Below are 13,868 nucleotides of genomic sequence, written 5' to 3' on the forward strand. Positions count from 1 at the left end.
CACCGCCGCGGGCACCGCCGCCCCGTTCGAGGAACAGCCGGCCGCCAACCCGCTACAGAACAGTCCCACTTGTGCCGGGCCGCGCCGCCGGGTGCGCCCCGGTAGGGTCCGTGGGCATGGAGGAATCCCGCGCCGCCACCGGATCCGATCTGCATCTGGACCTCCCCGGCCGCGGCACCGCCGGGATCCGCGAGGCGCTCGGCGCCGCCCTGCGCGAGGCCGTGCGCAGCGGCCGGCTCGCCCCCGGCACCCGGCTGCCGTCCTCCCGCTCCCTCGCCGCCGACCTCGGCCTCGCCCGCAACACCGTCGCCGACGCCTACGGCGAACTCGTCGCCGAGGGCTGGCTCACCGCCCGGCAGGGCTCCGGCACCCGCGTCGCCCTGCGGGCCGACCCCGTACCGCCGCCCGCGGGCCGTTCCGTACCGGCCGCCCGGGCGCCGCGCCGCCGGGTGCACAATCTGCTGCCCGGCTCGCCCGACCTCTCCGCCTTCCCGCGCGCCGCCTGGCTCACCGCCGCCCGCCGCGCCCTCGCCGCGGCCCCCGCCGACGCCTTCGGCTACGGCGACCCGGCCGGCCGGCCCGAGCTGCGGCACGCCTTGGCCCACTACCTCGCCCGGGCCCGCGGCGTGCGCACCGCGCCCGAACGCATCGTCATCTGCGCCGGATTCGTGCAGGGCCTGATGCTGCTCAGCCGCGCGCTGAAGTCGATGGGCGCGGAGGCCATGGCCGTCGACTCCTACGGGCTCGACTTCCACTGGTCGCTGATCCGCGGCGAGGGGCTGCGCACCGTACCGCTGCCGAAGGACGGCCAGGGCACCCGGGTCGGGGAGCTGGAACACCGGCCGGAGGTCCGCGCCGTCCTGCTCACCCCCGCCCACCACTTCCCCACCGGTATGCCACTGTCACCGGAGCGCCGGTCCGCCGTCGTCGACTGGGCCCGCCGCACCGGCGGCCTCGTCCTGGAGGACGACTACGACGGCGAGTTCCGCTACGACCGCCAGCCCGTCGGGGCGCTGCAAGGGCTCGACCCCGAACGGGTCGTCCACCTCGGCACGGCGAGCAAGAGCCTCGCACCGGGGCTGCGGCTGGCCTGGATGGCGCTGCCGCAGCACATGGTCGGCGAGGTCCTGGCCGCCAAGAACCCCGCCGAGGAGATGACCGGCACCCCCGACCAGCTGACCCTGGCCGAGTTCATCACCGGCGGCGGCTACGACCGCCATCTGCGGTCCATGCGGCTGCGCTACCGGCGCCGCCGCGACCGGCTCGTCGCGGCCCTCGCCGAACGGGCCCCGCACATTCCCGTCACCGGCATCGCGGCCGGTCTGCACGCCGTGCTCGAACTGCCGCCCGGCACCGAGGAGGCGGTGCTGCGGGCGGCCGCCTGGGAGGGCCTGGCCCTGGAGGGCCTCGGCCGCTACCGCCACGACCCCGGCCCGGAGGGCGCGGGCCCGGGCTCCGCCGGTACGGACCCGGACTCCGCCGGTACGGACCCGGGCCCCGACGGCGCGGGCCCCGGCACCGGGACCTCCGGCCCGGACGGCCTCGTGGTCGGCTACGGCACCCCGCCGGACCACGCCTTCACGGCCGCCGTGGACGCCCTGTGCCGCGTACTGCCCCCCGCGCCCTGAACCGGCGGGGGTGCCCCAGCGCCCCGGCCGCCCCGGGCCGGAGCCCGACCGGACCCAGCCGACCCCGGCCGGCACTCCGACCGGCCCCGGCCGAGACCCCGAACCCCTCAGACAGCCCGCAGTTCGCCCCGGAGCCGTTCCAGCCCCCAGTCCAGGTCCTCCTTGGAGATCATCAGCGGCGGCGCGAGCCGGACTGTGGCCCCGTGGGTGTCCTTCACCAGCACCCCGGCCGCCAGCAGCCGCTCCGAGAGCTGCCGGCCCGTGCCGTTCCGCGGGGCGATGTCCACACCGGCCCACAGCCCGCGGCCCCGTACCGCCTCGACGAGGCCCTCTCCGGCCATCGCCTCCAGCTCCCGGTGCAGATGCGCGCCCAGCTCCGCCGCGCGCCGCTGGTACTCGCCGGTCCGCAGCAGCTCGATGACCTCCAGGGCGACCGCGCAGGCCAGCGGATTGCCGCCGAACGTCGAGCCGTGCTCGCCCGGCCGGAACACCCCCAGCACCTCCCGCGAGGACACCACGGCCGACACCGGCACCACCCCGCCGCCCAGCGCCTTCCCCAGCAGGTACACGTCCGGGACGACGCCCTCGTGCTCGCAGGCGAAGGTGCGGCCGGTGCGCCCCAGCCCGGACTGGATCTCGTCCGCGACGAACAGCACGTTCCGCTCCCGGGTCAGCCGCCGCACCCCCGCCAGATAGCCCTCCGGCGGCACCAGTACCCCCGCCTCGCCCTGGATGGGCTCCAGCAGCACCGCGACGGTGTCCTCGCCGACCGCCGCCTCCAGCGCGGCCAGGTCGCCGTACGGGACGATGTCGAAGCCGGGGGTGTACGGACCGTAGTCGGCGCGGGCCTCCGGATCGGTGGAGAAGCTGACGATGGTGGTCGTCCGGCCGTGGAAGTTGTCCGCGGCGACGACGATCCTGGCCCGCCCGTCGGGCACGCCCTTGACCTTGTAGCCCCATTTGCGGGCCGTCTTCACGGCCGTCTCGACCGCCTCCGCGCCCGTGTTCATCGGCAGCACCATGTCCATGCCGCACAGCTCCGCCAGCCGCTCGCAGAAGTCGCCGAACCGGTCGTGGTGGAAGGCGCGTGAGGTGAGGGTGACCCGGTCCAGCTGCTCGCGGGCCGCGGCGATCAGACGCGGATGCCGGTGGCCGAAGTTCAGCGCCGAGTAACCGGCCAGCATGTCGAGATACCGCCGCCCCTCGACATCCGTCACCCACGCCCCCTCGGCGGAGGCCACGACGACGGGCAGCGGGTGGTAATTCCGCGCGCTGTGGGCCTCTGCGGCGGCGATGCTGCGTTCCGTAGGCGCTGTCACGGCGTCTCCTTCGGCGGCCCGGGGGATATGTGAACTCTTTCTACCGCCGATCGGGCACCGCGCGGAACAACCCCCGCGAACCGCTTCCGGATCGGGGGGCCGGGAGCCCCCGCACACCTGAGACAATGGGCACATGGCCTCTGATCGACCTCGTGTGCTCTCCGGAATCCAGCCCACCTCCGGCTCGTTCCACCTCGGGAACTACCTGGGCGCGGTCCGCCAGTGGGTGGCCCAGCAGGACACCCACGACGCCTTCTACATGGTGGTGGACCTCCACGCGCTGACCGTCGTGCAGGACCCGGAGGCCCTGCGCGCCGACTCCCGCGTCGCCGCGGCGCAGCTGCTCGCCGCCGGCCTCGACCCGGAGCGCTGCACGGTCTTCATCCAGAGCCACGTCCCCGAGCATGCGCAGCTCGGCTGGGTCCTCAACTGCCTGACGGGCTTCGGCGAGGCGTCCCGGATGACGCAGTTCAAGGACAAGTCCGTGAAGCAGGGCACCGACCGGACGACCGTCGGCCTCTTCACCTACCCGGTCCTCATGGCCGCCGACATCCTGCTCTACCAGTCGGACGCCGTCCCCGTCGGCGGCGACCAGCGGCAGCACCTGGAGCTGACCCGGGTCCTCGCCGAGCGCTTCAACGGCCGCTACGGCGAGACGTTCAAGGTCCCCGACGCCTTCATCGTCCCGGAGACCGCCCGGATCACCGACCTCCAGGACCCGGCGATCAAGATGAGCAAGTCCTCCTCCACCCCCAAGGGCATCATCAATCTGCTGGACGAGCCCAAGACCTCCGCGAAGAAGATCAAGAGCGCGGTCACCGACACCGACACCGTGATCCGCTACGACGAGGAGAACAAGCCCGGCGTCAGCAACTTGCTCACGATCTACGCCGCGCTCACCGGCGCCACCGTGGCCGAACTGGAACAGCGGTACGAGGGCAAGGGCTACGGTGCGCTCAAGACCGACCTGGCCGAGGTGTACACGGAGTGGGCGACCCCCTTCCGCGACCGGACCCGGGAATATCTGGACGATCCGGAGACGCTGGACTCAATCCTGGCCAAAGGTGCGGAGAAGGCGCGCGCCGTGGCGGCCGAGACGCTCGCGCAGGTCTACGAGCGCGTCGGCTTCCTGGCCGCCAAGCACTGAGCGCAGCCCGAGGGGGCCGGTACGTCCGGGACAACGACACCAGCAGAGGAGAACGACGTGGGGACCGCAACGCTCGGCGTTTCGATCGCGGTCCCGGAGCCGTACGGCAGCCAGCTCCAGGAGCGGCGCGCGGGCTTCGGGGACACCGCCGCGCACCACATCCCGACCCACGTCACCCTGCTCCCGCCCACCGAGGTCGACGCCTCCGTGCTGCCGGACTTCCGCCGCCACCTCGCCGAGGTGGCGGCCGGGGGCCGTCCCTTCCCGATGCGGCTGGAGGGCACCGGCAGCTTCCGGCCGGTCTCGCCCGTGGTCTACGTCCAGCTGGCGGAGGGCATGCGGGAGTGCGCGGAGCTCCAGGACCTGGTGCGCTCCGGCCCCGTGGAGCGGGAGCTCCAGTTCCCGTACCACCCGCATGTGACCGTCGCCCACGGCATCGCCGACACGGCCATGGACCGGGCCCTGGTCGAGCTCGCCGACTACACCGCCGCCTGGCTCGCCTCCGGCTTCGCCCTCTACGAGCAGGGCGCGGACGGGCAGTGGAGGATGCTGAGCGAGTACCCCTTCGGCCAGGACGCCACGGCCCCCGGCCGGCCCGCACGCCCCTCGCCGGCCGGCGCGGCAGCCGCCTCCTTTCCGCGCCCCTGAGGACTCCCCGTCCGAGGACCCCCCGCCCGAGGACCCCCCGCCCGAGGACCCCGGGGACGGGGCCGGTCCCGGGGCCCGGAAGCGCCGCCCGCGCCCGGGGGAGCGCTGAGCCCCCCGGGCGCCCGGGAAACGCACCCTTCCGTTTTCCCCGCGCTCCCGGTGCGCGACCCGCGGCCGGAGAGGGTAGACGACCGCCATGGACTGGCTGAAGAGACTCCCCGTGGTGGGCCCCGCCGCCGCCCGGCTGATGCTGACGCACGCCGGGCGCGCCTATCAGCGGCTCGACGCGGTGCACTGGGACCGCCTCGCGGCCGCCATCACCTTCTTCAGCTTCGTCGCGATCTTCCCGCTGATCAGCCTGGGCGCCTCGATCACCGCCTCGCTCCTCGGCCCGGCCCAGGTGCGCGAACTGCAGCGGCAGCTGGCCGAGCAGGTGCCGCTCTCCGCCGAGCGGCTCGACCTGCCCGGGCTGGTGTCGAACGCCGGCACCGTCGGACTCATCTCCGGCAGCGTGCTGCTCGTGGTCGGGACCCGCTGGGTGGGCTCGCTCCGCGAGTGCCTGCGTGCCGTCTGGCGGAAGGAGGAGGACCCCGGCAATCCGGTGGTCCTCCGGCTCAAGGACATCGCGGTGCTCCTCGGCCTGGCGGTGACCGGGCTGTGCGCCATGGCCGGCTCGGCCTTCGCGAGCAGCGCCGTCGGCTGGGCCGCCGGCCGGCTCGGGCTCGACGAGGGCGGCGTGGGCAGCGTGCTGCTCTTCCTCGCGGGACTCGGCATCGGGATCGTTGCGGACTTCCTGATCCTCGCGTATCTGCTGACCAGGCTGCCGCGGGTACACCCCGAACGCCGCGCCGTGATCTTCGCCGGACTGATCGGCGCGGTCGGCTTCGAACTGCTGAAGCTGCTGCTGAGCGGCTATCTGCAGGGCGTGGCCGGCAAAAGCATGTACGGCGCCTTCGGGGTACCGGTCGCCCTGCTGCTCTGGATCAGCCTGATGGCCCGGCTGCTGCTTTACTGCGCCGCCTGGACGGCGACGGAACTCCCCCGCCCCGCCGGGGACCGCACGGACGGGGACCGCCCCGCAGGGGACCGCACGGACGGCGGGACCGGACCGCGGGACGGCACCGGGGCGGCCGCCGCGGAGAGCCCTCGCGCTGCCGCCGGCGTGCGGACGCCCGTCGGCGCGACGGCCTCCGCGACAGGGCTCAGCCCTGCGGCTCCTCCGGCTTCCCCGGCTCCGGGGACGGCTCAGGACTCCGGGACTTCCCCGGCTGCCCCGGATTCCCCGGCCTCCACAGCGTCCCCGGCTTCCACGGCGTCCGGGTCCGCCGGGCGGCTCCCGGAGCGCCCGGGGTCCTCTCCGGACCGCTCCGTGCCTGCTCCGGCAGCGGCCAGCGGCGATGGACCAGCAGCCCCGCCCCGGCCAGCACCACCAGCAGCGCGCCCATGAGGCCCAGCACCGTGCCCAGGCCGCCCGAGCCGCCGGGCCCCTGCCCCGCGGCGGCCCCTGCCTGCGCGGGGTCCTCCGCCCGCGTTCCCTCGGCGCCGCCCGCCTCGCCCGTTCCCGCCGGGGCGGTGGGCTCGGCGCCGCGCGGCGGCACCAGCGTGCCCACGGGCTCGGCCTTCCCGGCGGCCTCGAAACCCCAGTCGAAGAGCTTCGCGGTCTCCTTGTAGACCGCGTTGTGCTCCTTGGAGGACGGATTCATCACGGTGACGAGCAGCACCCGCTCACCGCGCTGCGCGACCCCGGTGAACGTCCAGCCGGCCTTCGAGGTGTAGCCGTTCTTGACCCCGGCGACGCCCTTGTACGGGCTGAGGTCGTAGTCGCCGGTGAGCAGCCGGTCGGTGTTCTGGATCGCGAAGGTCTCGCGCTTCTTCTTCTTGGTCTTCTTGTCCTTCACCCACTTGCCGGGGAAGTCGGCGCTCACCGTCGAGCAGTACTCGCGGAAGTCGGCGTTCTGCAGCCCCGAGCGGGCGATGAGCGTCAGATCGTAGGCACTGCTGACCTGGTGCGGGGCGTCGTAGCCGTCGGGGCTGACGACGGTGGTGTCCAGGGCGCCCAGTTCCTCGGCCCGTGCCTGCATCTCCTGGACGGTCTTCTCGATGCCGCCGTTCTTGTGGGCCAGCACGCGCACCGCGTCGTTGCCGGAGCGCAGGAAGACACCGAGCCACAGATCGCGCACCGTGTAGGTGAGGTTCTCCTTGACGCCGACGGCGCTGCTGCCCGCGCCCATGCCCTCCAGTTCGGCGCGGAGCACCTTGTGCTCCTGCTTCTTGTCGAACTTCGGCAGCAGGGTGTCCGCGAAGAGCATCTTGAGAGTGCTCGCGGGCGGCAGCTTCCAGTGCGCGTTGTGCGCGGCCAGCACGTCACCGGACTCCGCGTCGGCGACGATCCAGGAGCGGGCGGTGAGCTTCTCCGGGAGCGCGGGCACCCCGGGGCCGGTGTGCGCCTGCGTGCCCGGGCGGCCGAGCCGTTCGCCGCCGATCTCGGACATCCGCGCGGGCGGCTTCGGCTCCTTCGTCTTCCCCTCGTCCCCGTCCGCCGCGAGCGCGGGCCCGGCGGACAGCGGGAGCAGCAGCAGGGCGGCCACGACGGCCGATATGGGGCGGCGTGACAGCGCGGCGGGGCGGCGGGCGGGTACAGCCGGTACGAAAGCAGGCACGACCGTGAAAGTACCGTGTACCGCCCGCCAACGGCACACCGCGGTGGCCGAGTTGCGCCATGTGCCGGTGATCCGCCGGTGGGGGTGTGTGCTCCTTGGCCCGGCGTCCCGCCCCGGGGTGGCCGCACACCGCGGTGGCCGAGTTGCGCCACGTGCCAGGTCGTCGCGCGGGAATCCGCCGGGCCGGCGCCGCGCCGCGCGGGACCCCGCCGCCCCGGGCGGAGGGCACACCGGGTGGCCGGTGATACTGGAACACATGTCGCGTTCTGCCGTGGACTCCCCACCCGCTACTCCCCGTCCGATGGTGCTCGGCCGCAGGGCCTCCTGGTTCCTGCTGGCCTTCGGCGTGTGGAGCTGGTTCATCTGGATCACCTTCGCCCGGAACCTCTGGGGGAACGGCAGCGGACTGGCCTTCGACGACGCCGGTGAGCCGACCGCGTACTTCTGGGTGCACCTGCTGCTCGCCGTGACCTCGTTCCTGCTGGGCACCGCGATCGGCCTGATCGGGCTGCGCGGTGTGCGCGCCTGGCGCGCCGTCCCGGGCACGGGGAGCCGGGCGTGACCTTCCTTCTCGTACTGCTGGTGATCCTCGGCCTCTTCGGGGGCGTGCACTGGTACCTGTGGCGGCGGATCGTCCGCGACACGACGGCTCCGGGCGGTACCGGGCGGCGGATCGGCACGGCGGCGGCCGTGCTGCTGCCCCTCACCACGTTCGCCGCGCTGATGAGCGGCCGGGCCGGCGCGCCCTTCGCCGTCGAGCGGGCGCTGGCCTGGCCGGGCTTTCTGTGGCTGGCCGTGGTGCTCTACCTGACGCTGGCCCTGCTGGTGGGCGAGGCGGTGCGGCCGCTGCTCCACCGTCTGCTCGGCTCCCGTGACCGGTCGCGGGAACGGACCCGGGAAGGGACCCGGGAGACGGCGGACCGGCCCGCCGCCGGTGAGCAGCCGGTCACGGCGGCGGAGACCGTCCCGGAGGCCGTCTCGGAGGCGGTCTCCGTCACGGCCCCGGCCGGTGCGGCGGAGACGTCGGGCCCGGCCGGTCCCGCGGGCCCGGCCGAGTCCTCGCGGCGGTCCGGCGGCTCCGGACACGCCCCGGCGGGGGCCCCCGAACCGGCCCCTGAACCGGCCCCCGAGGCCGGCCCCGCCGCGTCCGGCACACCGGCTCCGCCCGGCCCCGGCCGGCGGCTGTTCGTGGCCCGTACCGTGGCCGTCGCCGCCTCGGCGGCCGCGCTGGGGACGGTCGGGTACGGCACCCTGGGCGTGCTGGACGGCCCGTCGGTCAAGCGGGTCACGGTCCCGCTCACCAAGCTGCCGCGCTCCGCGCACGGTTACCGGATAGCCGTGGTCAGCGACATCCACATCGGGCCGGTCCTCGGCCGCGCGCACACCCGGCGGATCGTGGAGACGATCAACCGGACGCAGCCGGATCTGGTGGCGATCGTGGGGGATCTCGTCGACGGCGACGTCGCCGACCTGGGCCGGGCCGCCGAACCGTTGGCCGGCCTCCGGTCGAGGGACGGCTCGTTCTTCGTCACCGGCAACCACGAGTACTTCTCCGGGGCCGCGCAGTGGGTGGACTTCGTGCGCGATCTGGGAGTCCATCCGCTGGAGAACGCGCGGGTGGAGCTGCCCGGCTTCGATCTCGCCGGGGTCAACGACCCGGCGGCGGAGCGCGAGGGCGCGGCGGGGGAGGGCCCCGACTTCGGGCGGGCGCTGGGCGGCCGGGATCCGGCGCGGGCCTCGGTGCTCCTCGCGCACCAGCCGGTGGTGATCGACGAGGCGGTCGAGTACGGCGTCGGCCTTCAGCTCTCCGGGCACACCCACGGCGGCCAGCTGTGGCCGGGCGAGTACCTCGCGGCCCTCGCCAACCCGACCGTCGCGGGGCTGGAACGCTACGGCGACACCCAGCTGTATGTGACGCGCGGGGCGGGCGCGTGGGGTCCGCCGGTGCGGGTGGGCGCCGAATCCGACATCACTGTGGTCACTCTGGCCTCACCAGACGCCTGATGAGCGCATCAACTGATCGAACCGGACCGTCGATGATCGAATTTGATCAAAAATGACTGTCGGGTTTGATCTGCCCGCACGGCCGGAAAACGCTTGCGCGCATACGGCTATGCGCCGACTGCACCCTGTGTTTAAGTGATGCAGATCACCGGTTGGGGGGAGGGGTGCGGTGCGCCCTTCCGCCGGTGGAGCAGGTGTGCTGTGGGAGGGCTTCCGTGGAGTGGTTCCAGTTCCGGGTCGTCGCGATCATCGTCGCGATATCGGTGACGCTGGGTGTGATCGGCATCCGTGTGCTGGAGGCCTATGAGAAGGGCGGAAAACCGATCCTCGTGGGGACCACGGACACGGTCTCCACCCTCGATCCCGCCGGCGCCTACGACGCCGGCTCCTGGGCGGTCTACTCCAACCTCTACCAGTCGCTGCTGACCTTCGAGCGCGGCCAGGAGGAGCCCGTCCCCGACGCCGCCCGCAGCTGCGAGTTCACCGGCGCCGACCTGATGCAGTACACCTGCGAACTCCGCTCCGACCTGGAGTTCGCCAACGGCAACAAGCTGACGGCCGAGGCGGTGAAGTTCTCCTTCGACCGCATCCGCCGCATCGACAGCCCGCAGGGCCCGGGGCCGCTGCTGGAGACCCTGGGTTCCGTGAAGGCCCGGGACAACACCGTCACCTTCTTCCTGAAGACCCCCGACGCCACCTTCCCGTTCAAGATCGCGACAGGTGCCGGCGCGATCGTCGACCCCGCCACGTACGAGAAGGACCGGCTGCGCGAGGACGGCGACGCCAATGGCTCCGGCCCGTACCGCATCGAGGCCTACTCGGAGGGCCGGGAGGCCCGGCTGGTGCCCAACACCGGCTACCGGGGCGCCCTCGCGAGCCTCGGCAACCGGGTCACCATCCGCTACTACGACAGCCCGGACGAGCTCGAGGAAGCCTGGGACAAGCGGGAGATCGACGTCGCCGGGCGCGGGCTGCCGCCCAAGGCCCTGACCTCCGTGATGGAGTCCACGGCCCGCAACGTCAACATCGAGGAGAACACCGCGTACGCCACCCGCTCGCTGGTGTTCAACCTCCGTGAGAACGCCCCGCTGAACGAGCCCGCCGTACGGCAGGCGGTCGCCGCCGTCATCGACCGGCAGGCCCTGGCGCGGGACGTCCACGACCGCACCGTCACGCCGCTGTACTCGCTCATCCCGACCGGGGTCAACGGCCACACCACCTCGTACTTCGAGAACGACCCCCGGCCCGACCCGGACCGGGCCCGCGCGCTGCTGGAGGAGGCCGGCGTCGAGACCCCGGTGACCTTCCGCATCGCCTACTCCCAGGGGTCCGCCACGGACGCCGAGGCCGAGCTGCTCCGCGACCAGCTGGAGGACACCGGGCTCTTCGACGTCAAGGTCACCCGGCACGAGTGGGACCAGTTCCAGAAGGGCTTCGCCGCGGGCAAGTACGACGCCTACTGCATCGGCTGGGTCGCCGACTTCCCCGACCCGGAGACCTTCGTGACCCCGGTCGTCGGCTCCGGCTCCGCCTTCCACAACGCCTACCGCGACAGCCGCGTCGACCGGCTCATCCGCGCCACTCAGCGCACCGTCGACCGCCGGGAGGCCGCCCGCGACTTCACGCGGATCCAGGACATCGTCGCCGAGGACGTGCCGCTGATCCCGCTCTGGGAGCGGAAGGACTACGTGCTCAGCACGGACGGCATCGCCGGCTACCAGTACCTGTCGGACGGCAGCGGTGCCTGGCGGCTCTGGGAGCTGAGCAGGATCTGAGCCCGGCACCGGGGCCCGCACGCCACCGGGACCCCGCACGCCACCGGGACCCCGCACGGCCACCGGGCCCGGTCCGTACGTCTCGCACGTACGGACCGGGCCCGGTGTGGCGTCTGCCGTGAGCCGGGGGCCGCCCGGGGAACCGGGCGGCCGGGCGGCTCAGAAGCGGCGCGTGATCAGCGCCCGCTTGACCTCCTGGATGGCCTTGGTGATCTCGATGCCGCGCGGGCACGACTCGGTGCAGTTGAAGGTGGTGCGGCAGCGCCAGACGCCCTCCTTGGAGTTGAGGATCTCCAGCCGCTGCTCACCGCCCTCGTCGCGCGAGTCGAAGATGAAGCGGTGCGCGCCCACGATCGCCTGCGGGCCGAAGTACTGCCCGTCGTTCCAGAACACCGGGCAGGACGACGTGCACGCGGCGCACAGGATGCACTTGGTGGTGTCGTCGAACCGTTCGCGGTCCTCGGCGCTCTGCAGCCGCTCGCGCGTCGGCTCGTTCCCCTTGGTGATGAGGAACGGCATGATGTCGCGGTACGCCTGGAAGAACGGCTCCATGTCGACCACGAGGTCCTTCAGGACCGTCAGGCCCTTGATGGGCTCGACCGTGATCGGCTTCTCCGGGTTCATGTCCTTGATCAGCGTCTTGCACGCCAGCCGGTTGCGGCCGTTGATGCGCATCGCGTCAGAGCCGCAGATGCCGTGCGCGCAGGAGCGCCGGAAGGTCAGCGTCCCGTCGAGCTCCCACTTGATCTTGTGGAGGGCGTCGAGCACCCGCTCCTTCGGGTCGATGTCGAACCGGAAGTCCTCCCAGCTCGCCTCGGCCGCCACCTCCGGGTTGAACCGGCGGATCCGGAAGGTCACGGTGATCAGGTCCGCGGCCGTGGCGGAAGCCGGGGCGTCCTGGGGCTCGTGCTTGTCGAGCGTTGCGGTGCTCATCAGTACTTACGCTCCATCGGCTGGTAGCGGGTCGTGACGACCGGCTTGTAGTCGAGCCGGATCGACTCGGTGCCGTCCTCGCCCACCTCGCGGTACGCCATGGTGTGCCGCATGAAGTTGACGTCGTCGCGGTTGGGGAAGTCCTCGCGGTAGTGACCGCCGCGGGACTCCTTGCGGGCCAGCGCGGACACGGCCGTCACCTCGGCCAGATCGAGCAGGTTGCCCAGCTCCAGGGCCTCCAGCAGATCCGTGTTGAACCGCTGGCCCTTGTCCTGCACGGACACGTTGAGGTAGCGCTCGCGCAGCGCGCCGATCTCCTCGACCGCCGTCTTCAGCGTCTGCTCGGTGCGGAAGACCATGACGTTGGTGTCCATGGTCTCCTGCAGCGCCTTGCGGATCTCGGTGACCCGCTCGGTGCCCGTGGCGCTCCGCATCCGCTCCACCTGGCCCACGACCTGGGCGGCCGGGTCCTCCGGCAGCTCGACGTAGTCGTGCTCCGCGGCGTACTCGGCGGCGGCGATGCCGGCCCGGCGCCCGAACACGTTGATGTCGAGCAGCGAGTTGGTGCCCAGCCGGTTGGCGCCGTGCACCGAGACGCAGGCGACCTCGCCGGCCGCGTACAGGCCCGGCACGACGGTGGTGTTGTCCGCCAGCACCTCGCCCTGGACGTTGGTCGGGATGCCGCCCATCGCGTAGTGCGCGGTCGGCTGGATCGGGATCGGGTCCGTGTAGGGCTCGATGCCGAGGTACGTCCGCGCGAACTCGGTGATGTCGGGCAGCTTGGCGTCCAGCTGCTCCGGCGGCAGGTGCGTCAGGTCCAGGTAGACGTGGTCGCCCTCGGGGCCGCAGCCGCGTCCCTCGCGGATCTCGGTGTAGATCGAGCGGGAGACGACGTCGCGCGAGGCGAGGTCCTTCATGACGGGCGCGTACTTCTCCATGAAGCGCTCGCCGTCCTTGTTGCGGAGGATGCCGCCCTCGCCGCGCGCGCCCTCGGTGAGCAGGATGCCCATCCGCCAGATGCCCGTCGGGTGGAACTGGAAGAACTCCATGTCCTCCAGCGGCAGTCCGCGGCGGAACGCGGCGGCCTGGCCGTCACCGGTGAGGGTGTGGGCGTTGGAGGTCACCTTGAAGAACTTGCCGGTGCCGCCGGAGGCGAAGATCACGGCCTTCGCCTGGAAGACGTGGATCTCGCCGGTGGCCAGCTCGTAGGCGACGACGCCCGCGGTGCGCTTGACCCCGTCCGTCTCGTTGAGGAGGAGGTCCAGGACGTAGAACTCGTTGAAGAACTCCACGCCCTCCTTGACGCAGTTCTGGTACAGCGTCTGGAGGATCATGTGGCCGGTGCGGTCCGCGGCGTAGCAGGACCGGCGGACCGGCGCCTCGCCGTGGTTGCGGCTGTGGCCGCCGAAGCGGCGCTGGTCGATGGTGCCGCCCGGCGTCCGGTTGAACGGCAGGCCCATCTTCTCCAGGTCGAGGACCGCGTCGATGGCCTCCTTCGCCAGGATCTCGGCGGCGTCCTGGTCGACCAGGTAGTCACCGCCCTTGATCGTGTCGAAGGTGTGCCACTCCCAGTTGTCCTCCTCGACGTTCGCGAGGGCGGCGGCCATGCCGCCCTGGGCGGCGCCGGTGTGGGAGCGGGTCGGGTACAGCTTCGTCAGGACCGCGGTCCGGCTGCGCTTGGTCGACTCGATGGCCGCGCGCATGCCCGCGCCACCGGCGCCGACGATGACGGTGTCGTACTTGTGGATCTTCAT

The 13,868-nt window shown here is 72.6% G+C and carries 10 protein-coding genes and 1 pseudogene; 7 read left to right on the forward strand and 4 right to left on the reverse strand.

Going from position 1 to position 13,868, the window contains the following annotated elements:
- The first annotated feature begins 116 nt into the window (after positions 1–116).
- A complete protein-coding gene (gene pdxR, locus IF83_RS0104570; protein WP_030542704.1) occupies positions 117–1,628 on the forward strand; it encodes a MocR-like pyridoxine biosynthesis transcription factor PdxR in 1,512 nt (503 codons plus the stop codon).
- A 107-nt stretch (positions 1,629–1,735) separates the two neighbouring features.
- Here pdxR and rocD read toward each other — a convergent pair whose 3' ends face one another.
- Complete coding sequence (rocD, locus tag IF83_RS0104575) at positions 1,736–2,947, reverse strand: ornithine--oxo-acid transaminase (protein ID WP_030542705.1); 1,212 nt, start codon at positions 2,945–2,947, stop codon at positions 1,736–1,738.
- 133 nt (positions 2,948–3,080) lie between these two features.
- Here rocD and trpS point away from each other — a divergent pair, with 133 nt between their 5' ends.
- The 3 genes and pseudogenes from trpS to IF83_RS29855 all read left to right on the forward strand — a co-directional run.
- Positions 3,081–4,094: a tryptophan--tRNA ligase gene (gene trpS, locus IF83_RS0104580; protein WP_030542706.1), complete on the forward strand. Its 1,014-nt coding sequence runs from the start codon at positions 3,081–3,083 to the stop codon at positions 4,092–4,094.
- 57 nt (positions 4,095–4,151) lie between these two features.
- Positions 4,152–4,742 carry a 2'-5' RNA ligase family protein gene (locus tag IF83_RS0104585; RefSeq protein WP_030542707.1) on the forward strand — a complete coding sequence of 197 codons (591 nt, stop codon included), beginning with the start codon at positions 4,152–4,154 and terminating at the stop codon, positions 4,740–4,742.
- A 247-nt stretch (positions 4,743–4,989) separates the two neighbouring features.
- Positions 4,990–5,763 (forward strand): annotated as a pseudogene (locus tag IF83_RS29855) (YihY/virulence factor BrkB family protein); the annotation flags it as partial.
- 181 nt (positions 5,764–5,944) lie between these two features.
- On the opposite strand, the gene IF83_RS0104595 reads toward IF83_RS29855, so the two are convergent.
- The gene (locus IF83_RS0104595; RefSeq protein ID WP_394297299.1) at positions 5,945–7,402 is read right to left on the reverse strand and encodes a D-alanyl-D-alanine carboxypeptidase family protein; all 1,458 of its coding nucleotides are present in this window, start codon (positions 7,400–7,402) and stop codon (positions 5,945–5,947) included.
- 301 nt (positions 7,403–7,703) lie between these two features.
- Between IF83_RS0104595 and IF83_RS0104600 the strand changes: the two genes are divergently transcribed.
- The 3 genes from IF83_RS0104600 to IF83_RS0104610 all read left to right on the forward strand — a co-directional run bounded on the left by IF83_RS0104600 (position 7,704) and on the right by IF83_RS0104610 (position 11,181).
- The gene (locus tag IF83_RS0104600; protein ID WP_030542710.1) at positions 7,704–7,964 is read left to right on the forward strand and encodes an SCO4848 family membrane protein; all 261 of its coding nucleotides are present in this window, start codon (positions 7,704–7,706) and stop codon (positions 7,962–7,964) included.
- Positions 7,961–9,406, forward strand: coding sequence for a metallophosphoesterase (locus tag IF83_RS0104605; protein ID WP_030542711.1), 1,446 nt, complete (start codon positions 7,961–7,963; stop codon positions 9,404–9,406). The genes IF83_RS0104600 and IF83_RS0104605 overlap by 4 nt, the downstream gene beginning before the upstream one ends.
- A 215-nt stretch (positions 9,407–9,621) precedes the next feature.
- On the forward strand, positions 9,622–11,181 hold the full coding sequence (locus IF83_RS0104610) for an ABC transporter substrate-binding protein (RefSeq protein WP_030542712.1): 1,560 nt from the start codon (positions 9,622–9,624) through the stop codon (positions 11,179–11,181).
- Positions 11,182–11,340: 159 nt separating this feature from the next.
- Here the strand turns inward: IF83_RS0104610 and IF83_RS0104615 are convergent, their stop codons facing one another.
- The gene (locus IF83_RS0104615) at positions 11,341–12,114 is read right to left on the reverse strand and encodes a succinate dehydrogenase iron-sulfur subunit (protein ID WP_030542713.1); all 774 of its coding nucleotides are present in this window, start codon (positions 12,112–12,114) and stop codon (positions 11,341–11,343) included.
- Positions 12,114–13,868 carry a succinate dehydrogenase flavoprotein subunit gene (sdhA, locus tag IF83_RS0104620; RefSeq protein WP_030542714.1) on the reverse strand — a complete coding sequence of 585 codons (1,755 nt, stop codon included), beginning with the start codon at positions 13,866–13,868 and terminating at the stop codon, positions 12,114–12,116. Before sdhA ends, IF83_RS0104615 begins: the two co-directional genes overlap by 1 nt.

Origin of the sequence: Streptomyces albus subsp. albus (assembly GCF_000719865.1) — a bacterium.
Classification (GTDB): Bacteria; Actinomycetota; Actinomycetes; order Streptomycetales; family Streptomycetaceae; genus Streptomyces; species Streptomyces albus_E.

Bases quoted from the DNA above. Each gene is read 5' to 3' on its own strand.
- pdxR (WP_030542704.1), top strand. From the start codon at position 117: ATGGAGGAATCCCGCGCCGCCACCGGATCCGATCTGCATCTGGACCTC.
- trpS (WP_030542706.1), top strand. From the start codon at position 3,081: ATGGCCTCTGATCGACCTCGTGTGCTCTCCGGAATCCAGCCCACCTCC.
- IF83_RS0104600 (WP_030542710.1), top strand. From the start codon at position 7,704: ATGGTGCTCGGCCGCAGGGCCTCCTGGTTCCTGCTGGCCTTCGGCGTG.
- IF83_RS0104615 (WP_030542713.1), bottom strand. From the start codon at position 12,114: ATGAGCACCGCAACGCTCGACAAGCACGAGCCCCAGGACGCCCCGGCT.
- sdhA (WP_030542714.1), bottom strand. From the start codon at position 13,868: ATGAAGATCCACAAGTACGACACCGTCATCGTCGGCGCCGGTGGCGCG.